The 20,423-nt window shown below is 74.2% G+C and carries 18 protein-coding genes; 10 read left to right on the forward strand and 8 right to left on the reverse strand.

Features of this window, described 5'->3' with window-relative positions; all coding sequences use genetic code 11:
- Positions 1 to 83: 83 nt before the first annotated feature.
- From AC5L30_RS14865 to AC5L30_RS14880, 4 genes are all read right to left on the reverse strand, one after another.
- The gene (locus tag AC5L30_RS14865) at positions 84 to 3,485 is read right to left on the reverse strand and encodes an error-prone DNA polymerase (RefSeq protein WP_494867834.1); all 3,402 of its coding nucleotides are present in this window, start codon (positions 3,483 to 3,485) and stop codon (positions 84 to 86) included.
- Positions 3,486 to 3,518: 33 nt separating this feature from the next.
- On the reverse strand, positions 3,519 to 5,081 hold the full coding sequence (locus tag AC5L30_RS14870; RefSeq protein ID WP_494867836.1) for a DNA polymerase Y family protein: 1,563 nt from the start codon (positions 5,079 to 5,081) through the stop codon (positions 3,519 to 3,521).
- Complete coding sequence (gene imuA', locus AC5L30_RS14875; RefSeq protein WP_494867837.1) at positions 5,078 to 5,803, reverse strand: DnaE2-dependent mutagenesis accessory factor ImuA'; 726 nt, start codon at positions 5,801 to 5,803, stop codon at positions 5,078 to 5,080. Before imuA' ends, AC5L30_RS14870 begins: the two co-directional genes overlap by 4 nt.
- Positions 5,804 to 5,905: 102 nt before the next feature.
- A complete protein-coding gene (locus AC5L30_RS14880; protein ID WP_196918924.1) occupies positions 5,906 to 6,355 on the reverse strand; it encodes an SAV_6107 family HEPN domain-containing protein in 450 nt (149 codons plus the stop codon).
- 445 nt (positions 6,356 to 6,800) lie between these two features.
- Between AC5L30_RS14880 and AC5L30_RS14885 the strand changes: the two genes are divergently transcribed.
- From AC5L30_RS14885 to AC5L30_RS14910, 6 genes are read left to right on the forward strand one after another with little or no spacing between them, the layout of a single operon-like run.
- On the forward strand, positions 6,801 to 7,289 hold the full coding sequence (locus AC5L30_RS14885; RefSeq protein WP_494867838.1) for a YbaK/EbsC family protein: 489 nt from the start codon (positions 6,801 to 6,803) through the stop codon (positions 7,287 to 7,289).
- Positions 7,290 to 7,306: 17 nt separating this feature from the next.
- The gene (locus AC5L30_RS14890) at positions 7,307 to 8,065 is read left to right on the forward strand and encodes a monooxygenase (RefSeq protein WP_494867964.1); all 759 of its coding nucleotides are present in this window, start codon (positions 7,307 to 7,309) and stop codon (positions 8,063 to 8,065) included.
- Positions 8,062 to 8,613 carry a GNAT family N-acetyltransferase gene (locus AC5L30_RS14895; RefSeq protein ID WP_494867840.1) on the forward strand — a complete coding sequence of 184 codons (552 nt, stop codon included), beginning with the start codon at positions 8,062 to 8,064 and terminating at the stop codon, positions 8,611 to 8,613. Before AC5L30_RS14890 ends, AC5L30_RS14895 begins: the two co-directional genes overlap by 4 nt.
- On the forward strand, positions 8,610 to 9,494 hold the full coding sequence (locus AC5L30_RS14900) for a carotenoid biosynthesis protein (protein ID WP_494867841.1): 885 nt from the start codon (positions 8,610 to 8,612) through the stop codon (positions 9,492 to 9,494). The genes AC5L30_RS14895 and AC5L30_RS14900 overlap by 4 nt, the downstream gene beginning before the upstream one ends.
- Positions 9,491 to 10,618, forward strand: a complete 1,128-nt coding sequence (locus AC5L30_RS14905; RefSeq protein ID WP_494867842.1) for a glycosyltransferase family 2 protein — start codon at positions 9,491 to 9,493, stop codon at positions 10,616 to 10,618. The genes AC5L30_RS14900 and AC5L30_RS14905 overlap by 4 nt, the downstream gene beginning before the upstream one ends.
- 12 nt (positions 10,619 to 10,630) lie before the next feature.
- Entirely contained in the window at positions 10,631 to 12,118 is a 1,488-nt protein-coding gene (locus tag AC5L30_RS14910) for a phytoene desaturase family protein (protein WP_494867844.1), read from the forward strand.
- Positions 12,119 to 12,207: 89 nt separating this feature from the next.
- On the opposite strand, the gene AC5L30_RS14915 is transcribed toward AC5L30_RS14910, so the two are convergent.
- Entirely contained in the window at positions 12,208 to 12,897 is a 690-nt protein-coding gene (locus tag AC5L30_RS14915; protein ID WP_494867846.1) for a CDP-alcohol phosphatidyltransferase family protein, read from the reverse strand.
- Positions 12,898 to 12,941: 44 nt separating this feature from the next.
- On the reverse strand, positions 12,942 to 13,859 hold the full coding sequence (gene metF / locus AC5L30_RS14920; protein ID WP_494867847.1) for a methylenetetrahydrofolate reductase [NAD(P)H]: 918 nt from the start codon (positions 13,857 to 13,859) through the stop codon (positions 12,942 to 12,944).
- 345 nt (positions 13,860 to 14,204) lie between these two features.
- On the opposite strand from metF, the gene AC5L30_RS14925 reads away from it, so the two are divergent.
- Positions 14,205 to 14,594 carry a hypothetical protein gene (locus AC5L30_RS14925; RefSeq protein WP_494867848.1) on the forward strand — a complete coding sequence of 130 codons (390 nt, stop codon included), beginning with the start codon at positions 14,205 to 14,207 and terminating at the stop codon, positions 14,592 to 14,594.
- A 9-nt stretch (positions 14,595 to 14,603) separates the two neighbouring features.
- Positions 14,604 to 15,686, forward strand: coding sequence for a polyprenyl synthetase family protein (locus AC5L30_RS14930; protein ID WP_494867850.1), 1,083 nt, complete (start codon positions 14,604 to 14,606; stop codon positions 15,684 to 15,686).
- Between the two features lie 121 nt (positions 15,687 to 15,807).
- On the opposite strand, the gene AC5L30_RS14935 is transcribed toward AC5L30_RS14930, so the two are convergent.
- Positions 15,808 to 16,197 carry an Rv2175c family DNA-binding protein gene (locus AC5L30_RS14935; RefSeq protein WP_494867851.1) on the reverse strand — a complete coding sequence of 130 codons (390 nt, stop codon included), beginning with the start codon at positions 16,195 to 16,197 and terminating at the stop codon, positions 15,808 to 15,810.
- A 188-nt stretch (positions 16,198 to 16,385) separates the two neighbouring features.
- Here AC5L30_RS14935 and pknB point away from each other — a divergent pair, with 188 nt between their 5' ends.
- Both pknB and AC5L30_RS14945 read left to right on the forward strand, forming a co-directional pair.
- Positions 16,386 to 18,374, forward strand: a complete 1,989-nt coding sequence (gene pknB, locus AC5L30_RS14940) for a Stk1 family PASTA domain-containing Ser/Thr kinase (RefSeq protein WP_494867852.1) — start codon at positions 16,386 to 16,388, stop codon at positions 18,372 to 18,374.
- On the forward strand, positions 18,374 to 19,243 hold the full coding sequence (locus tag AC5L30_RS14945) for a deoxyribonuclease IV (RefSeq protein WP_494867854.1): 870 nt from the start codon (positions 18,374 to 18,376) through the stop codon (positions 19,241 to 19,243). Before pknB ends, AC5L30_RS14945 begins: the two co-directional genes overlap by 1 nt.
- A 125-nt stretch (positions 19,244 to 19,368) precedes the next feature.
- Here AC5L30_RS14945 and AC5L30_RS14950 read toward each other — a convergent pair whose 3' ends face one another.
- Complete coding sequence (locus tag AC5L30_RS14950; RefSeq protein WP_494867855.1) at positions 19,369 to 20,409, reverse strand: threonine aldolase family protein; 1,041 nt, start codon at positions 20,407 to 20,409, stop codon at positions 19,369 to 19,371.
- Between the last annotated feature and the right edge of the window lie 14 nt (positions 20,410 to 20,423).

Here is a 20,423-nt window from a genome sequence, read left to right on the forward strand (position 1 = left end):
CCTCCCGAACAGGTCCCGGGCTACCTTGCCCGCGACCTGCACTTCTCCTCGAACGGTGGGGTTCAAACGTGGGAATCCGACGATCAGCGAAAGTCACGGGAGGCGGGGCTGACCGGCGGCTCGATGGCGTCCAGCCGGTCGGCGACCAGGTTGGTCACCCCCTCGTGCCGCTGCAACCGCCCCCGGACCACCAGTGCGGCGCTGGTCCGGGCCACCCGCCGGTAGCGCTGCCACAGCCCCGGCGAACAGGTGACGTTGAGCATCCCCGTCTCGTCCTCCAGGTTGAGGAAGGTGACCCCGCCCGCGGTCGCCGGGCGTTGCCGGTGGGTGACGATGCCACCGACCCGGATCCGTTGCCCCGGCTCCACCCGGCCGAGCCGGGCGATCGGCACCGCGCCGAGCACGTCGAGCTGACCCCGGATGAACCGGGCGGGATGGCTCTCCGGCGACAACCCCGTGGCCCACACGTCGGCGACCAGCCGGTCCACCGCCTCCATCCCGGGCAGCGTGGGCGCCGCCGCGCCGGTCACCGTGCCGGGCAGCCGATCCGGCCGGTCCTGGGCCGCCGCACCGGCCGCCCACAGCGCCTGCCGCCGGGTCAGCCCGAAACAGGCGAAGGCGTCCGCGGTGGCCAACGCCTCCAGCTGCGCGGCGGTGAGACCAAGCCGCCGGGCCAGGTCCGGCATGTCCCGGTACGGCCCACCGGCGACCCGTTCGGCCTCGATCCGTTCGGCCACGTCGGCGCCGAGGGTCCGCACGCTGGACAGGCCGAGCCGGACGGCGGGGCCACCCAGCCCCCAGGCGTGCGGCGGCTCCCCCGGCCCGCTGCCCCACCGGGTCTCCGGGGTGGACTCCAGCACCGCCAACGCCGCGCTGGCGTTGATGTCCGGACGACGGACCTCCACCCCGTGCCGGCGGGCGTCGTCGACCAGGGTCTGCGGCGAGTAGAAACCCATCGGCTGGGCGTTGAGCAGCGCGGCCAGGAACGGCGCCGGGTGGTAGCGCTTGAGCCAGGAGCTGGCGTAGACCAGGTAGGCGAAGCTCATCGCGTGGCTCTCCGGGAAGCCGTAGCTGGCGAACGCGGTGAGTTTGCGGTAGACGTCGTCGGCCAGCTCACCGGTGATCCCCCGCTCGGCCATCCCGGCGTAGAGCCGGTCGGCGATCCGGGTCATCCGCTCGACCGACCGTTTGGCGCCCATCGCCCGGCGCAGCTGGTCGGCCTCGGCCGCGTCGAAGCCGGCCAGGTCGATGGCGAGCTGCATCAGCTGCTCCTGGAACAACGGCACACCCAGGGTCTTCTCCAGGGCGTTGCGCATCAGCGGGTGCGCGTAGGTCACCGGCTCCTGGCCGTTCTTACGCCGGATGAACGGGTGCACCGAACCGCCCTGGATCGGCCCGGGGCGGATCAGCGCCACCTCGACCACCAGGTCGTAGAACTCGCGGGGCTTGAGCCGCGGCAGGGTGGCCATCTGGGCCCGGCTCTCCACCTGGAACACCCCGACCGAGTCGGCCCGGCAGAGCATGTCGTAGACCTCCGGGTCGTCCAGGGTCATGTCACCCAGGTCGAGCCGGGACCCGATCATGTCGTAGCCGTAGTGCAGGGCGGAGAGCATCCCCAGGCCGAGCAGGTCGAACTTGACCAGGCCCACCGCGGCGCAGTCGTCCTTGTCCCACTGCAGGACGCTGCGCCCGGGCATCCGCCCCCACTCCACCGGGCAGACCTCGATCACCGGCCGGTCGCAGATCACCATGCCGCCGGAGTGGATGCCCAGGTGCCGCGGGAACGTCTGCAACTCGTTGGCGTACTCCACCACCTGCTCGGGGATGTTCTCGACATCGACCGTGGCGACCGACCCCCACCTGTCGATCTGCTTGCTCCAGGCGTCCTGCTGCCCGGGCGAGTAGCCGAACGCCTTGGCCACGTCCCGCACGGCCGACCGGGGCCGGTAGGAGATGACGTTGGCGACCTGGGCGGCGTGCTCCCGGCCGTAGCGGGTGTAGACGTGCTGGATCACCTCCTCCCGGCGGTCGGACTCGATGTCCACGTCGATGTCGGGTGGGCCGTCCCGTTCCGGGGCGAGGAACCGCTCGAAGAGCAGTTGGTGCCGGACCGCGTCCACATTGGTGATCCGCAACGCGTAACAGACCGCCGAGTTGGCCGCCGAACCCCGACCCTGGCAGTAGATGTCCTGGTCACGGCAGAACGTGACGATGTCGTAGACCACCAGGAAGTAGCCGGGGAAACCCAACTCCTCGATCATGTTCAGTTCGTGGTCGAGTTGCGCGTACGCCGTCGGGTGCGCCTGCGGCGGCCCGTAACGCTCGTGCGCCCCGTCAGCGGTCAGCTTCCGCAGCCAGCTCATCTCGGTGTGCCCCGGCGGCACCGGGTACGCCGGTAGCTGCGGCGCGACGAGCTGAAGGTCGAAGGCCAGCTCGGCGCCGAACTCGGCCGCCCGCGCCACCGCACCCGGGTACGCGGCGAACCGGGCCGCCATCTCCGCGCCGCTGCGCAGGTGGGCGGTGGCCGCCGCGGGCAACCAGCCGTCGATCTCGTCCAGGCTGCGCCGGGCCCGGACCGCGGCGACGGTGGTGGCCAGCCGACGCCGGCCGGGGCTGGCGTAGTGCACGTTGTTGCTGGCCACCGTCGGCAACCCGGCCGCGGCGGCCAGGTCGGCGAGCGCGTCGTTACGGTCGGCGTCGACGGGATGACCGTGGTCGGTCAGCTCCACGGCCACCGTCTCCGCGCCGAAGAGCGCGGTCAGCCGGTCCAACTCGCGGGCCGCCGCGTCTACCCCCTCGGTGAGCAGCGCCCCCGGCACGTGCCCCTTGCGGCAGCCGGTCAGCACCAGCACATGGTCACGCAGCTCGGCGGCGACCTCCTCCAGGTCCCCGTAATCCGGGCGGCCCTTCTCCCCGCCGCGTAGCTGGGCGCGGGCGATGGTGGTGGCGAGCCGGGCGTACCCCTCGTGGCCGTGCGCGAGCACCAGCAGGTGCGCGCCGTGCGGGTCGGGCTCGCCGTTCTGCGGGCCGGGCAGTCCGAGGGACAGCTCCGCGCCGAAGATGGTCGGCAGGCCCAGCGTACGAGCCGCCTCGGCGAAGCGGACCACCCCGTAGAAGCCGTCGTGGTCGGTGACGGCGAGCGCGGTGAGCCCCAGCCGGGCCGCCTCCTCGGCCAGCTCCTCCGGGTGACTGGCGCCGTCGAGGAAACTGAAGTTGGTGTGCGCGTGCAGCTCCGCGTAGGGCACCACGCCGTCGGGGCGGGTCAGCTCCGGTGGCTGGTACTGCTCGCGTCGGCGGCTCCAGGCCGGGGAGTCGCCGCCATCGGCGTCCACGGCGAGCGGGTCCACCACGTGCAGGTGCCGCTCCTCGCGCGACCGCCCGCCGCCCGACCGCCCGCCGCCCGACCGGCCGGAGCCGTCGCCGGCCCGGCCGGAGAGCACCCGTTCCAGCTCCGACCAGGGCATCTTCGGGTTGTGAAAGCTCATCGAGCCGCCGCCTCCGGCCTGGGGAGCACCGGCTCAGTCATAGATCGCCTCCACCAGCCACTGCCCGGCCTCGACGGCCAGCAGCAGGGCGGCGCCGTCGGCCAGGCTGACCTGGAACCGGGCCCGGCGACGGGCCTCGACCGGCGCCCACCACCGCTCGTCCACCGGCCACGGGCCGGCCCAGCCCACGATCTCCGTCGGCTGGCCGGTACCGACCACCAGCCGGGCCGGTGGGGCGCTCACCGCCAACCGCGCGCTGATCACCACCGGCTCACCGGCGGCGTCGTGCACCGTCGCCGCGAGCGGACTGGGCAGCACCACCGCCGGCGCGGGCGCCGGCAGCCGGCCCGGCCACGGCGGAACTCCGGGACGGGCGGGGAGGCGTTCGTCGCCCCACGGCACCAGTCGCACCTGGTCGGCCGGGGAGCGCCCACCACCGAGCACCGCGGTGACCACCGCTTCCGGGCCGAGGATGCCCTGCACCCGGCTCAACGCCCGGTGCGCGCGTTCCCGCTCCTCGCCGGTCTCCCCCCAGAGGCCGGCCTGTAGACCGGACTGGGTGATCACCCCGTCCGGGATCAGTCGCAGCCGGATGATGCCGGCCGTCGGTCGGGCCGGTCGGGCACCGGCGCGGCCGTTGCTGCCGGAGAGCCACCCGTCGAGCTGCCAGCGCACCCGATCGGCGATGGCCGCGGCGGTGAGCAGGCCATCGTGCCGCCACACCCGGTGCAGCTCCTGCCCGTGCTCGGTGACCGCCTCGATGCCGAGCCGGGTGCAGGCCAGCCCGTGCCCGGCCAGCCGCTCGTGCAGCTGCTCAGCCAGCGCCCGGGCCACGAACGCCGCCGCGTCGACCCGGTCGATCGGCTCGTCGTGCTCCGCGGTCACCGTCAGGTCGGCCGGCGGCTGCCGGACGGCGAGTGGGCGGTGGTCCCGCCCGGCGGCCAGTCGATGGGCCAGCGCACCGTCGAATCCGAACCGGGCCAGCACGTCGCCGGCCGGCAGGGCGGCGAAGTCGCCGAGGGTTCGCACCCCCAGCCGGCGCAGCAGGTCGGCCAGCGCCGACCGGCCGAGCGCCTCGACCGGCAACCCGGCCAGGAACTCCGGTGTCCCGCCCGGTGCCACCACCCGGCCGGCGCGAGCGGCCAACCCGGCCGCGAACACCCCGTCGGCGATGCCGACCTGGCTCTCCACCAGGCACGACTGGGCCACGTGCTCGATGATCCGTTCGGCGGCCGCCTCCTCGCCGCCGAGGTAACGGCCCGGCCCCCGGGCCGCCACCGCGCAGGCGCCCGGACGGACCACCTCGACCCCGGCGACCAACTCCTCCACCGCGGCGACCACCGGCTCGAACGCCCGGGCGTCCCGGCCTGGGTCGTACTCCACGACGGTGAGCTGTGGGCAACGACCCTGCGCCTCCCGCTTGCGCAGCCCTCGACGCACCCCCTCGGCGCGAGCCCGCTCGGAGCAGGCGACCACCCGGTTGGCGTGCAGCACGGCGACCGGGCCGGTCGCCGGCACCCCGTCGACGATCTCGGCGGCGAGGACCGGCCAGTCCGGGCACCACAGCAGCAGAGTCCGTGCCGGCGCGCCGGTCACCCCCGACCGACCAGGGCGAGTGGCGCGGCCGATCGACCCACGGGTGACGGCAGCGTACGAGGGATCACCCGGGTCAGCTCGTCACCCGGGAGCCAGACCTTGATCTCCTTGGGTCGGGCGGCCGCCCCGCGCCCGCGCGCCGAGACGGTGATCTCCCGGCGACGCAACCGCCCCCGGCCCAACCCGAGCCCCTCCCAGACTCCACGGACCACCTGAAGCGTCACGTCCGCGCCGTCCCACCGGCCGTACGGGACGAGCACGCTGCCGCGCTGCCGGGCCCGGGCCGCCAACCGGGTGGCGACCGAGGCGGAGACCGTGGCCGGCACGGCGGTGACCACGACGTCCACCCCGTCGATCAGCGCGGCGACCACGGTGGCCCACTCGGGGCCGGGGTTGGGCACCAGGGCCAACCGGTCCAGGGCGATGCCCAGCTCAGCGGCCGCGCCCGCGCCGAACGTCGGCACCCCGACCACGGCGCACCACGAACCAGCCCGGGACGCCTCGGCGAGCAGGGCCAGCATCAGTGAGGTGCCGCCGCTGCGGCGGGGCTGGCCGGCGGCGACCGCGATGGTGCTGCCCCGGCGCAGCCCTCGGTTGGGCAGCAGGCCGGTCAACTCGGGCACCACCGGCAGCACCCGGTGGCCACCGACCGGATCGGGTGCGCTCGCCGGGCGCACCAGATCGGCCAGCGCGGCGGAACCGACCACCATGCGGCCCGCCATTGGACCAACTCCCCCGTCGTTGCTGTGGATCAGATCAGGACCGGCACGCCGTGCCACCGGCCGCCCGGCTCCCCCCGCGGGACGGCCGGTGGCACGGCGGGATCAGGCGGCGAGGCCGTCCAGGGCCGGTTGGTGGGCCACGCCGAGCGCGGTTTCCACCACCGTGACGAACTGTTCGGCGGCGCGGAGCAGATCGTCTGCCTCCCGGGCGCTGACCACCCGGGGAATGCCGGCCTCGGCGGCGGCGCGCTTGCTGGCCCCCGCGGCGAAGAACCGGGACCACTCGTCGAGCTCCGGAGCGACGGCGCAGAGGAGGACCCAGACGCTGGTGATCCGGTTGCGTCGAGTCGGCGCGGGTCGGGCTCGGGCGGCGAGCAGGGCCGCCGCCGCGCGCAGGGCCGCCAGGTGGGCAGCCGCGTAGCGCAGGCCGTCAGGTCGGGTCTGGCCGGCCTCGACCAGCCCACGGCGGGCCAACGTGAGGAGCTGGGCGGGGGTGCGATGCGGCAGCACGTGCGCCGGCACCGTCGGTGCCTGAGCCGGGTTGGTCGGCATGGGTGTCTCTCCTCCACGTGGCCGAGACGTCACTGCGGCGGCTGATGCCACCGACGAGACGCCGAGGTCGGGGTGGTGCGGAGGAAGACGCACCGGGTGTGGCCGGCCGGGTGTGGATGCTTCCCCACACCACACCCGGCCGGCGGACCGGCGGGTGCGTCGCCCGCCGCCCGGGGGTCGTGGGCGGCGGGCGACGCTCCTGCCTGTTGGGACCAGGCTCGCGACTGCCCGGAAACCCAGGTGCGGCCCGCGGAGCCGCACCGCCCGGAGGTGGCGCCGCGAAACGCCGCGCTCCGGCTGGTTGGAACGGGCGTTCGAGGCAATCGAACACTCGTTCTAACTGCTGCTGACAGTACACCTCGCCTCCGACGAAAATGCAACGTGTGACGCGCTGAGCGTGCCGACCGGCTGAACCGGCCACCAGCGGACCGGGAAGAATGGCGGAATGCAGCCACACCCGAACGTACGGGCGGTGCAGGACGCGCTCACCGCCGCCGGCACGCTCGACGGCGCCGGTGAGCCCAGCATGGTCCGCCTGCTGCCCGACGCGGTGCACACCGCCGCTGCGGCCGCCGAAGCGCTCGACGTCGAGGTCGGTCAGATCGCCAACTCGCTGATCTTCAACGCGGACGACACGCCGCTGCTCGTCCTCACCTCCGGCGCGCACCGGGTCGACACCGCCGGCCTGGCAGCATCGATCGGCGTCACCCGGCTGCGCCGGGCCACCCCGGAGTTCGTCCGGGCCCACACCGGACAACCGATCGGCGGGGTCGCCCCACTCGGGCACCCGCGCCCGCTACGCACCCTGGTGGACACCGCGCTGGCGGCGTACCCGGAGATCTGGGCCGCGGGTGGCGTACCCCAGGCGGTCTTCCCGACCACCTATGCCGAACTGCTGCGGGTCACCGCCGGCACCCCGGCCGACGTGGCGTGAGCGAGCTGAGCGAGCGCATCAGCAGGCCCGGCAACGACGCGAGCGCGGCTCCGGAGCTGGTCACGCTGCACGTGTGGCGGACCTCCCACGGCGCGCTGCCCCGGGCGCTGACCCGGATGGCGGTGGACCCCCGCCGGTTGCGCGCCCTCCCGGGCGTTCGGTTCGGCAAGCTGCTGGGCACCGGGACCGGCACCGACTTCGGGCCACGGGACGCCGACCTGACCCGGTGGGCGGCGCTGACCGTCTGGGACTCCCCCGCCGCGGCGGCCGGCTTCGACGACTCGTCGGTCGGGCGGGCCTGGGCACGCATCGCCCACGCCCAGGCGCGGATCGACCTGCGCCCGCTGACCAGCCGGGGCGAGTGGTCCGGTCGGCGGCCGTTCGGCGACCCGGCGGGCGGTCGGGTCACCGGCCCGGTGCTGGCGCTGACCCGGGCCCGGCTGCGGGCCCGCCGGGCGGCCACCTTCTGGCGGGCGATCCCGCCGGTGGCGGCCGCCCTGCGCGACGCGCCCGGGCTGCTGGCCCGGTTCGGGGTCGGCGAGGCCCCGTTGGGTTGGCAGGGCACGGTGAGCGTGTGGCGCGACCCGACGGACCTGGTGGCGTTCGCGTACCGTCACCCGGAGCATCGGGCGGCGATCATGCGAACCCCCACCGCGGGCTGGTACGCCGAGGAGCTGTTCGCCCGGTTCGAGGTGCGCGACGTGGTCGGCGACCGGTCGGTGCTCGGGTGGGTCGCCGACGGCGGCCCGGAAACGGTGAAGGGTGGACGGGCATGAGGTTGGTGCGCTGGACGCCGGACGATCTCGTCCGGCGGCTGGACGACGTGGTGGCCGTCTACGGCGAGGCGATGGGATACCGCACCGACCTGCTGGAGGCCCGGCGCGGTTACATCGCCACCCACGTCCGCCGGCCGGGTTTCCGGGCGGTCGCCAGCCTGACCAGCGAGGGTCACCTCGCCGGCTTCGGCTACGGCTACCTGGGCGCCTCCGGTCAGTGGTGGCACGACCAGGTGTACCGCGCGCTGGACGCCCCGACCCGCACGCGCTGGCTCACCCACTGCTTCGAGGTGGTCGAGCTGCACGTCCGACCACCGGCGCAGGGGCACGGCCTGGGCACCGGTCAGCTGCGCGCGCTGCTCGGCATGGCGGAGGGCGACACCACGCTGCTGTCCACCCCGGAGGCCGACGAGCAGACCTCGCGGGCCTGGCGGTTGTACCGACGGTTCGGCTTCGTCGACGTGCTGCGCGACTTCCACTTCCCCGGCGACGAGCGACCGTTCGGCGTACTCGGTCGGGATCTGCCGCTCGAGCCACCGGCGTCATGACCCGGCGGATCTCCTGGACGCTGCTCGCCGTCCTGGTGCTCGCCCAGATCTGCTACCCGCTCACCACCGGCGCCACCCGGGCCGGGCTCACCGTGGCCACCGTCGTGCTCGGTTGGCTGCTCTCGGTCGGCCATGCCCTGCTCAGCCGGGGCCTGCGGGTGGCGGCGGCGCTGATCGCGGTGGCCACCGGCGGCGGGTTCGCGATCGAGGCGATCGGGGTGGCCACCGGCGTGCCGTTCGGCAGCTACGACTACTCCGGGGAGCTGGGCCCCAAGCTGGCCGGCGTGCCGCTGATCATTCCGCTGGCCTGGACCTGGATGGCCTGGCCGGCCTGGCTGGCCGCCGTCCGACTGACCGGCGGCAACGCCGCCGTCCGGCTGAGCGGCGGCAACGCCGCGGCAGCCGGCGGCAGCGGGTCGACGGTGCGGCGATGGGTGGGGCGGATCGCGCTGGCCACGGTGGGGCTGGCCGCCTGGGACCTCTTCCTCGACCCGCAGATGGTGGCCGAGGGCTACTGGGTCTGGCGCGACGCCACCCCGGCCCTGCCCGGCCTGGCCGGCATCCCGGTCAGCAACTACCTGGGCTGGCTGCTCTTCGCGGTGCTGATGATGAGCGCGCTGCGCCCGCTGGCCGGGCCGGCCGCCGAGCACACCGACCGACGGGACCACCCCATGGTCGCGCTCTACCTGTGGACGTACTTCTCCAGCATCCTGGCCCACGCCGTCTTCCTCGACCTGCCCGCCTCGGCGCTCTGGGGCGCCGCCGGCATGTCGGTGACCGCCGTACCCCTGGCGGTTACCCTGCTCCGCGCCCAGCGCGGCCGTCACCTCCGGCCGGAGCACCACCAGCCACACCGCCCCGGCGTCGACGCGACCCGATGACCGTCCTGCTCGCCCTGGTGATCGCCGTCGCCGCGTTGACCGGGCACACCTGGCTCAACGCCACCCGGTGGCTGCGTCGACCCACCGACCGGCCCGGCGACGTCGACGAGCCGGTCGCCGTGCTGCTGCCGCTGCGCGACGAGGCCACCCGGGTCACCCCCTGCCTGCGCGCCCTGCTGGCCCAGCGCGGCGTACCCGGGCTGCGCGTCGTGGTCCTCGACGACGGGTCCACCGACGGCACCGCCGACGTGGTCCGGGCGGTGGCCGGCGACGACCCCCGGGTCACGCTGCTCACCGGGGTCGCCCCGCCGCCGGGCTGGCTGGGCAAGCCGCACGCCTGCTGGCAGCTGGCCACCCGGGCCCACCCGGACGCCACCGCGCTGGCCTTCGTCGACGCCGACGTGGTGCTCGCCCCGCACGCCGTGGCCGCGGCCGTCACCGAGTTGCGCGCCGCCCGGGTGACGCTGCTGTCGCCGTACCCCCGGATCGTGGTGGCGACGGCGGCCGACCGGTTGGTGCAGCCGCTGTTGCAGTGGCTCTGGCTGACCTTCCTGCCACTACGGGCGATGGAGCGCTCGCCGCGGCCGTCGCTGGCCGCGGCGGGCGGGCAGTTCCTGGTGGTGGACCGGGCCGGCTACACCGCCGCCGGCGGGCACGCCGCGGTCGCCGACAAGATCCTGGAGGACGTCGAGCTGGCCCGGGCGGTCAAGCGGGCCGGCGGGCGAATCGCCCTGGCCGACGGCTCCCGGCTGGCCACCTGCCGGATGTACGACGACTGGCCGCAACTGCGCGACGGGTACTCGAAGTCGCTCTGGGCGTCGTTCGGGCACCCGGGCGCGGCGGCGGCCGTGGTGGCGGCGCTGCTGCTGCTCTACACCGCCCCACCGCTGATCGCGCTGGCGGGCGCGGCGGCCGGCGCACCCGGGGTGGCCGCCGTGGGCCTGGCCGGCTACCTGCTCGGGGTCGCCGGACGGATGCTCACCGCCCGCTCGACCGGTGGCCGGTGGTGGCCCGACGCGCTCGCACACCCCGTGTCGGTCGTGGTCCTCGGTTGGCTGACCCTGCGGTCGTACCATCTGCGAAAGCGACGCCGCCTGACCTGGCGGGGCCGCCCGGTCAGCTAGGGAGGACGCGGCATGGCGCGGATCGTGGTCGTCGGCGCCGGGGTGGGTGGCCTCGCCACCGCCGCCCGGCTGGCCGCCACCGGGCACCAGGTGACCGTCTTCGAGCGGGCCGACACGGTCGGCGGCAAGCTCGGCCGGTACGCGCACGACACCCCGGCCGGGTCGTTCCACTTCGACACCGGGCCGAGCCTGCTCACCCTCCCCGAGGTCTTCCACGACCTGTTCGAGGCGACCGGGGCGAAGCTCGACGAATACCTGGACCTGGTCCCGCTGGACCCGATCGTCCGGCACGTCTTTGCCGACGGTGGCCCGACCCTGGACTCGTGCGCCGACCCGGTGGAGTTCACCGCCCGGATCGGGGCCGCCTTCGGTGACCGCGCGGCAGCCGACTGGCAGCGGCTGTGGCGTCGGGCGGCGCGGGTGTGGCATGCCTCCTCGCGGGACATCCTGCGCCGTACCGTCGACTCTCCCCGCGACCTCGCGTCGCTGGCCTGGCGCGTCGGCGACCTGGCCGCCATCGCCCCGGGTCGCAGTCTGCGCGGCCTGGGCCGCCGGCACCTGTCCGACCCGCGGCTGCGGATGCTGCTGGACCGGTACGCCACCTACACCGGCGCCGACCCCCGCCGGGCACCGGCGGCGCTGGTCGCGGTCCCCTACGCCGAGCTGGCCTTCGGCGGCTGGTACCTGCGCGGCGGGCTGGGCACGCTCGCCGACGCGCTGCTGACCCGCTGCCTGGACCTCGGCGTGGTCGTGCAGACCGACGCCACGGTCACCCGGATCGACGCCACCGGCGGCCGGGTGCACGGGGTACGCCTCGCCGGCGTCACCACCCCGGTGCCCGCCGACGTGGTGGTGGCCAACGTGGACGCGCTCACCGTCTACCGTGACCTGCTGCCGCACCCGCGTCGGCTGGCCGGGCTGACCGACCGCAGCCTCGCCGGCTTCGTGCTGCTGCTCGGTGTCTCCGGCAGCACCGGGCTGGCCCACCACAACGTCTTCTTCCCGGACGACTACGACGCCGAGTTCGACGCCGTCTTCGGTGACCCCGGGCGCGGCGTACGGGCCCGGCCGGCCGCCGACCCGGCGGTGTTCGTCACCGTGGCCGACGACCCGATGGTCCGCCCAGCCGGGCACGAGGCGTGGTTCGTGCTGGTCAACGCCGCTCGGCAGGGCACCGCGGCGGGCGCGGTCGACTGGCGACGCCCGGGGCTGGCCGACGCGTACGCCGACCGGATCCTGGACGTGCTGGCGCGGCGCGGCGTGGACGTGCGCGACCGGCTGCTGTTCCGCGAGGTCCGCACCCCCGCCGACCTGGACGTGGCGACCGGCGCGCCAGGTGGCTCAATCTACGGCACCGCCGGTGGGCTGCTCCGCCCGGCGAACCGGGGCCCGGCGAACGGCCTGTGGCTGGTGGGTGGCTCCACCCACCCTGGCGGCGGGTTGCCGATGGTGACCCTCTCCGCGCAGATCGTCGCCGACGAGATCGGCCCCGCCTGGTAGACCCGGCCTGCTCCGGCCGGCGCCTGTTCCGCTCGGGCCGGACCCAGCCGGCGTCGGCCCGGCCGGCCGCTCAGCCGGCCCGGGCCCGCTCAGTCGGCGTCGAGCAGGGCGCGGCGGATGCTGGAGAGCAGTTGCCCCAGGCCGAAACCGGCCAGCAGCACCCAGACCGCGGTCGCCATGGTGATGGTGCCGGCGGCCAGGTCCGGCTCGATCAGCCCGGCCAGCCCGGCGACCAGCAAGCCGGCCAGCGCCACCGAGACCCGGGTGGGACGTTCGCCAACGGTCACCGCGCCGATGTCCCGCATACCGGCGGCGACCGCCCGCGCTCGGACGTACTCGTGCAACCAGGACAGCGCGCCGGCCGCGACGACCAGCCCACCCGGCGCGCCCACCAGCCAGAACGCCAGCAGCCACGCCACCTCACCGAGCCGGTCGGCGACCGAGTCGTAGACGTAGCCGAGCCGGGTGGTGCGGCTAGTGGCGACCGCCACCGCACCGTCCACGCTGTCCGCCACGGCGGCGAGCAGCACGAACAGCGCGCCGAGGAACGGCCCGTCCCCCGGCCGGCCCACCAGCAGCGGTACGCAGAAGCAGAGCAGCACCCCGGCCACGGTGACCGCGGTGGGGCTGACCCGCAGCCGACCCAGCACATATCCGACGTGGTAGGCGAATCGCAGCCAGGCGCGCACCACCGGCGCCGCGACCCGAGGGTCGAACCCGCCGTGCAATCGCGCCCACGCCGTGGCGTACTGATCCCAGTTCAGCTGTGTGCCCACCACGGATCAACCGTCGTGCCGGGCAACAGGTGTCGCAGGCGCAGCGTTCACACGCGGGAGCCGGCCTTCAGGTTCTGCCAGACCTCGCGGGTCGCGGTGGACCGGTTGAGGGTGATGAAGTGGATTCCCGGCACGCCCTCGTCCAGCAGCCGGCGGCACATCTCGCTGGCCTGCTCGATGCCGAGCCGGCGGACGGCGTCCGGGTCGTCGGCGACGCGTTCGAAGCGGGCCGCCAACGCCGGTGGGAACGGCGCACCGGACAGCTGCACCGACCGCTCGATGGTGCTGAACTGGGTCACCGGCATCACCCCGGCCAGGATCGGGGTGTCACAGCCGGCAGCGGCCACCCGGTCACGTAGCCGCAGGTAGTCGTCGGCGTCGAAGAACATCTGGGTGACCGCGAACTCCGCGCCGGCCCGACACTTGCGGACGAACTGGGCGGTGTCGCTGGCCACGTCGGGCGAGCGGGGGTGCTTGTACGGGAAGGCCGCCACGCCGACGCTGAAGTCGCCGGCGTCACGCACCAGCCGGACCAGGTCCTCGGCGTAGTCCACGCCCTCGGGGTGGCGGATCCACTCACCGCCCGGGTTGCCCGGAGGGTCGCCACGGACGGCCAACACGTTGCGCACCCCCACCCCGGCGAGCCGGCCGACCACGTGCCGCAGCTCGGCGACGGAGTGGTTGACCGCGGTCAGGTGGGCCATCGGCAGCAGGGTGGTTTCGGTGGCGATCCGCTCGGTCACCGCCACGGTGGTGTCCCGGGTCGAGCCACCGGCGCCATACGTGATCGACACGAACGACGGGCGCAGCGACTCCAGCTCGCGGATGGCCTGCCAGAGCAGCTGCTCCCCCGCCTCGGTCTTGGGCGGGAAGAACTCGAACGAGAAGGTCGGCTGGTGCTCACGGATGAGCTCCCCGATCGCCGGCTGCGGATTGGGGAGTGTCGAGGGAAGACCGAGCGCCACGACCCGACTCTAGCGGTCGATGGCACCAGGACCCAGGCCCTTCCCACCCAGCGGCCGGTGCCGCCCGGTCCGCCCGACCCGGTGGGCGGTGCCGCCCGGGCGCTGCAACCAGGGCGGGCGGATGCCGCCCGGTCCGACCTGAGCCGGGGGGGGGTGACGCCGCCCCGCGCGCCCCGGCCCGGCGGGCGGAAAGGCGTCGTACCGGCGAGGTAGAAATGGGCGGTGCGGGAGGGGCGGCGGGGGTGGCCCAGGTCCCGTGCGGGGGTCAGCAACCGAGCGGTGACGCCGGTCCCGTGCGATCGGGCGGGTGGGTCGTCACCGCGCCGACGCCCGCCAGGAGGACCCATGATCCCGCCCGCATCGCCGCGCCCCGGGCAGCTCGGGCCGCTGCTGGCCCGGTGCCGAATGGCCCGCGGCTGGAGCCAGCAGCAAGCCGCCGCCGAGTTGTGTGCCGCCGCCGGGGTGCCGACGCTGAGTCGGCACGAGATTTCCCGGTGGGAACGACAGCGTCGTGTGCCGGGCGGGTTCTGGCTCGGCTGGCTCGCCGTCGTCCTGGACGTGCCGCTGGTGGCGCTCGCCGAGGCCGCCGCGACCACCCGTCGGGCCGGCTCGACGCGGGCCACCGGGCCGGGCCGCACCGCGCCGCACGGCACGCGACCGGCTGGACGGACGGGTCCCGGCCGCACCGGCCGCACTACGCGTGGCGGTGGAGCATCAACCATGACGACCGGCTAGCGTCGGGGCGTGACCCACGCTGCTCCCGTGTCCCCCGTCGACCGCGCCGGCCTGCGGGAGCGGGTCGACAAGGCTCTCACCGAGTTCCTGGCCGGCCAACGGGTCCGGCTCGCCGCCGTGGACGACGCGCTGGGTCCGGTGGCCGAGGCGATCGAGGCGTTCGTGCTCGGTGGTGGCAAGCGGCTGCGTCCGGCATTCGCGTACTGGGGGTTCCGGGGGGCCGGCGGGGTGGACGACGACCAGGTGCTCACCGCCCTGGCCTCGCTGGAGTTCGTCCAGGCCAGCGCCCTGATCCACGACGACCTGATGGACCGTTCCGACACCCGTCGCGGCGAGCCCGCAGTACACCGACGATTCGCCACCCGGCACCGGGAGGCCGGCTGGGGCGGCGACCCGGACGGTTTCGGCGACGCCGCGGCCATCCTGCTCGGTGACCTCTGCCTGGTCTGGTCCGACGAGCTGCTGCACTCCGCGGGCCTGGACCTGTGGTCGTTGGCCCGGGCCCGGCCGGTTTTCGACGAGATGCGCACCGAGGTAACTGTCGGGCAGTATCTCGACGTGTTGACGCAGGTCACCGGGGACACCTCGGTGGAACGGGCCAGCAAGGTCGCCCGGTACAAGTCCGCGAAGTACACCGTCGAGCGTCCGATGCTGCTCGGCGCCGCGCTGGCCGACGCGCCGGAGGACGTGCGGACGGCCTACTCGGCGTACGGGCTGCCGCTGGGCGAGGCGTTCCAGCTCCGCGACGACGTGCTGGGGGTCTTCGGTGACCCGGCGCTGACCGGCAAGCCGGCCGGGGACGACCTGCGCGAGGGCAAGCGCACCTACCTGGTGGCGGCGGCCGTGGAGGCCACCGACGACGCCGGCCGCGAGCTGCTGCTCGGCCGGCTCGGCGACCCGGAGCTGGACGAGCAGGGAGTGGCCCAGCTCCGTGAGGTGATCTCGGGGAGCGGGGCGCTGGCCCGTACCGAACAGCGCATCGTCACGCTCACCGACGCCGCCCTGGCCGCGCTGACCGCCGTCGACCTGGACACCGAGGCCCGCCAGGCCCTGGTAGACCTGGCCATAGCCGCAACCCGCCGAGCCGACTGACCCTGCCCCGTCCCCCGGTCCTCCCTCGCCCTTCCCAGGGTGATCATGAGGTTGGCGACCTTCGCCTCGGCGTGTCGCGCCGCCAACCTCATGATCAACGCGGGGGAAGCGGGGCGGGGGGTTAGAAGCCTTGGGCCTGGGCTCGGCGTTTCACCTCGCGGGCCTGGTCGCCGGAGAGAGCGGCGGCCGGGGTGGCGCCGGGGAGGGTGTCGTCCGGCTCGTAGAGCCAGCGCAGGGCCGCCTCGTCGTCGTAGCCGTTGTCGGCGAGCAGGTTGAGCACGCCGGGCAGGTGCTTGAGCACGGTCTGGTTGGCAACCAGGTCCGCCGGGATCCGGCGGACGCCGTCGCGGCGGACCGCCAGCAACTCCCGGTCACGGATCATCTGGTGCACTTTGCTGATCGACACCTCGAGTCGTTCCGCGACGTCGGGCAGGGTCAACCAGCCGGCCGGGTCGGTGGGTCCGGCGAGCTCCAGGCCGGGCGCGGCCTGGTCGGGTACGGGTTCGGTCACCCGACCACCCTGCCACGCCGCCGCCGCGACGAGCCACCGGCACCCCGGGCGACCCGTCGGCGCCCACTCTCCTGATCGCCGCTGACCAGCGGATAAGGGGCGAGAAGCGCGGCAGGACGGACCAGTTCGGCGGACGGCTGTAGCATCCTGTTCATCCTCTACCCCCTGGACACATAGACTGCCTGCCGATGGACACTCAGGTCGCCGACACGTTGCTGGGCTCGCTGATCGACGGGCGCTACCGCATTCGCGGTCGCGTGGCCCGTGGTGGCATGGCGACCGTGTACACCGCCACCGACGAACGCCTCGAGCGCACCGTCGCTGTCAAGATCATTCACCCGACCCAGGCGAGCGAGGCGCGGGCCCGGATCGCCAACTTCGTGGCCCGGTTCACCGACGAGGCGAAGACCATCGCCCGGCTGACCCACCCGAACGTGGTGGCGGTCTACGACCAGGGCACGCACGCCGGTCTGCCGTACCTGGTGATGGAGTACGTCCGTGGCCGCACGCTGCGCGACGTGCTGGCCGAGCGGCGCCGGCTCAACCCGGACGAGGCGCTGGCCATCGCCGAGCAGATGCTCGCCGCGATCGCCGCCGCGCATCGGGCCAGCCTCGTGCACCGCGACGTCAAACCGGAGAACGTGCTGGTCGCGGAGGCACCCACCGGTGGCGTCGCCAACCTGGTCGACAGCGTCGTGAAGGTGGCCGACTTCGGGCTGGCCCGGGCGGTCGAGGCGAGCGCCGACGAGGAGCAGGGCAACCAGCTGATGGCCACCGTGGCGTACGTCGCCCCGGAGCTGGTCACCGAGGGCCGCGCCGATCCGCGCACCGACGTCTACTCGGCCGGCATCGTGCTGTTCGAGATGCTCACCGGCCGCGTGCCGTACGACGGGGACCGCCCGGTGGACGTCGCCTGGCAGCACGTCGACCGGGACGTACCGACGCCCTCGACGCTGGTGCCGGGCCTGCCGTCGGTCCTCGACGACCTGGTGCAGCGGGCCACTCGGCGTGATCCCGACGCGCGGCCGGCGGACGCCGGCGCACTGCTGGCCGAGGTGCAGGTTGCCCGGGATCGCCTGGGCGACGCCAACAGCCACACCGCCGTACTCCGCCCGGTCAGCGACGAACCGTCGCTCTCCCAGCCGACCATGATGGTCGCGACGGTCCAGCCGCCCAGCCGCCCGTCGTGGGCACGACTGCCAGAGGGGGCCAGCGGCCAGGGGCCGGGACGGCGGCGGGCCGCCCCGGAGCCGGCCGAGGGCCTGGGCGCCCGGCTAGCCGCGCTGCGCAGCACGGTGCTGAGCAACCCCCGTGGCCGGCTGGCCGTCGCCGCCGTGGTGGTGACGCTGGGCCTGGTGGCCGCGATCGGAGGCTGGTGGTTCGGGGTCGGCCGCTACACGGACGCGCCGCAGCTGGTGAGCCTGAGCAAGGCCGAGGCGCAGGCGCAGGCCAACCGCGCCGGGCTTGTCCTCACGTACGCCGAGCCGCGCTTCGACGAGAAAGCCCCGAAGGACAGCGTGCTGGCGCAGAGCCCGGCGTCCGCCGCCAAGATCATCAAGGGTGGCACGGTCACCCTGACCCTCTCCCTCGGCCCGGAGCGGTTCCCCGTACCGGACGTGATCGGCAAGGAGTTCGAGCTGGCCGAGGCGGACCTGGTCAACGCGAAGCTGGTGGTGGCCAAGGGCACCGCCCGCTACGACGACAGCCTGCCGGCCGGGGTCGTGGTGGACAGCTCCCCCAAGGTGGGCGCCGAGGTCAAGCCAGGCGCGAAGGTCACCCTCATCCTGAGCCGGGGTAGGGCGCCGGTGACGGTGCCGAACCTGGTCGGCAAGAGCCTGACCGACGCCCGGACGGCCCTGGCCCAGCTCAACCTGGTGCTGGTGGAAACCTACAAGGACTCCGACAAGCCGAAGGACGAGATCCTCGGCCAGAGCCCGGCCGATGGCGCCGGCGTGGAGAAGGGCACCCAGGTCAAGCTGGACGTCAGCAAGGGGCCACCGCTGGTCGCCATGCCGCGGGTGATCGACCTGCCGTGCCAGCAGGCCAAGCAGGCGTTGGAGAGCCAGGGCTTCCCGGTGACGATGGCGATCAACCCGAACGCCGTGGTCCGGATCCAGCTCCCGGGCGAGAATTCGCAGGTGGCACCCGGCACCCCGGTCACCCTGACGTGCTTCTGATGCCGACGATCTGCGCGCGGCCGGTGGGCACGCACACTCCGACCTCGGGTGGGCTGGCGAAGGCCGCCCTGCCGTACGCCGACACGACCGGTGCGCGGGTGGTGCAGGTCTACGTCTCCAACTCCCGAGGCTGGGCACTGCCCAACGGCGACCCCGCGCAGGACGCCCTGTTCCGCGACGGTTGCGCCGAGCGGGGCATTCCCGCGTTCATCCACGCCGCGCTGCTGGTGAACCTCGGCTCGCCCACCCCGGCCACGGTCGAGAAGTCGGCCCAGACGCTGGCGCACGCGCTGCGTCGGGGGGTGGCGATCGGCGCGCGGGGGGTGGTGTTCCACGCGGGCAGTTCGGTCGACGAGGGGCACGCCGAGGCGGCGATGCGACAGGTTCGCGAGGTGTTGCTGCCGCTGCTCGACTGGGCCGCCGAGGCTGGCGGGCCGATGTTGCTGGTCGAGCCGAGCGCGGGTGGTGGCCGGTCACTGGCCTCCCGGGTGGAGCAGCTCGGGCCCTACCTGGACGCGGTGGACCGACACCCCATGCTCGGGGTCTGCTTCGACACCTGCCACGCCTGGGCGGCCGGCCACGACCTGGCGGCCGAGGGCGGCATGACGGCGACCCTGGACACCCTGGTGGCCACGGTCGGTGCGGACCGGCTGCGGCTGGTCCACGCCAACGACTCGAAGGACCTGTGCGGCTCCACCCGGGATCGGCACGAGAACATCGGCAAGGGCAGCATCGGCGAGCCCGCCTTCGCCGAGCTGATGGCCCACCCGGCTACCGCTGGCGTCCCGATCGTCGTGGAAACCCCCAGCGAGAAGCACGTAGGCCACGCCGCCGACATCAGCACCCTCACCCGCCTGTCCCACCCCTAACCCCCACCCCTCCCCCTCCCGGCGTCCTCCCGGCGTCCCCGGCTCGCTCCGGTGATCATGAAGTTATTGCCATGACACGCCGACGCGGGTGGCAATAACTTCATGATCACCGGGGACGGGGTGGGTCAGGGGGCGGCGAGGATGCGGGGTAGGGCTGCTACGGCGCGGTCGATGTCCGCGTCGCTGACGCCCAGGTGGGTGACCAGGCGGGCGGTACGGGGGCCGAGCACCGAGACCAGTACGCCCTCGGCCCGCGCCGCGGCGGCCAGGGCCCGTGCGTCCAGGGTGTGCTTGGTGAGGTCCAACGCCACCAGGTTGGTACGGGCCGTGGTGGCCAGCACGCCGAACGGCGCGACCGCCTCGGCGAGCCGGGCCGCCTTCGCGTGGTCGTCGGCCAGTCGGTCGATGTGGTGCGCGAGCGCGTACCGACCGGCGGCGGCGAGAATGCCAGCCTGGCGCATGCCACCGCCCATCCGCTTGCGGATCAGCCGAGCCCGTTCGATCTTCTCCGCGCTGCCCACCACCAGCGAACCGACCGGCGCGCCGAGCCCTTTGGAGAGGCACACCGACAGCGTGTCGAAGAGCCGGCCGTACTCGATCAGCGGCACCCGGTCGGCGACGTGCGCGTGCCAGATCCGTGCGCCGTCACAGTGCAGCGCGATGCCCGCCTCGTCGGCGACCCCGCGCAGATCGCGCAGCGTGGCCAGCGGAATCACCCCGCCACCGCCGCGATTGTGGGTCTGCTCGACGGCGATCGCGCGGGTGGGGACGGCGAAGTAGCCGTCCGGCCGGATCATCCGGGCCACCACCTCCGGGTCGATGTCCGCGCCCACCGCCGGCCAGGTCCGCGAGGAGATCCCGCCGTACGCGGCCGCGGCGCCGATCTCGTACGTGACGACGTGCGCGTCCGCGTCGCAGAGCAACTCGTCGCCGGGCGACACCAACAGTTGCAGGGCGATCTGGTTCGCCATCGACCCACTCGGGGCGAACAGCGCCGCCTCGTGCCCGAACAACGCGGCGACCTCGGCCTCCAGCGCGTTGACGCTCGGATCCTCGCCGTAGACGTCGTCGCCGACCTCGGCGGTGGCCATCGCCTCCCGCATCCCTGCGGTGGGTCGGGTCACCGTGTCGGACCGCAGGTCCACGAACAGCTCAGGCACTGTCATCCTCTCGCTGCCGA

The organism is Micromonospora sp. BQ32, assembly GCF_059358895.1.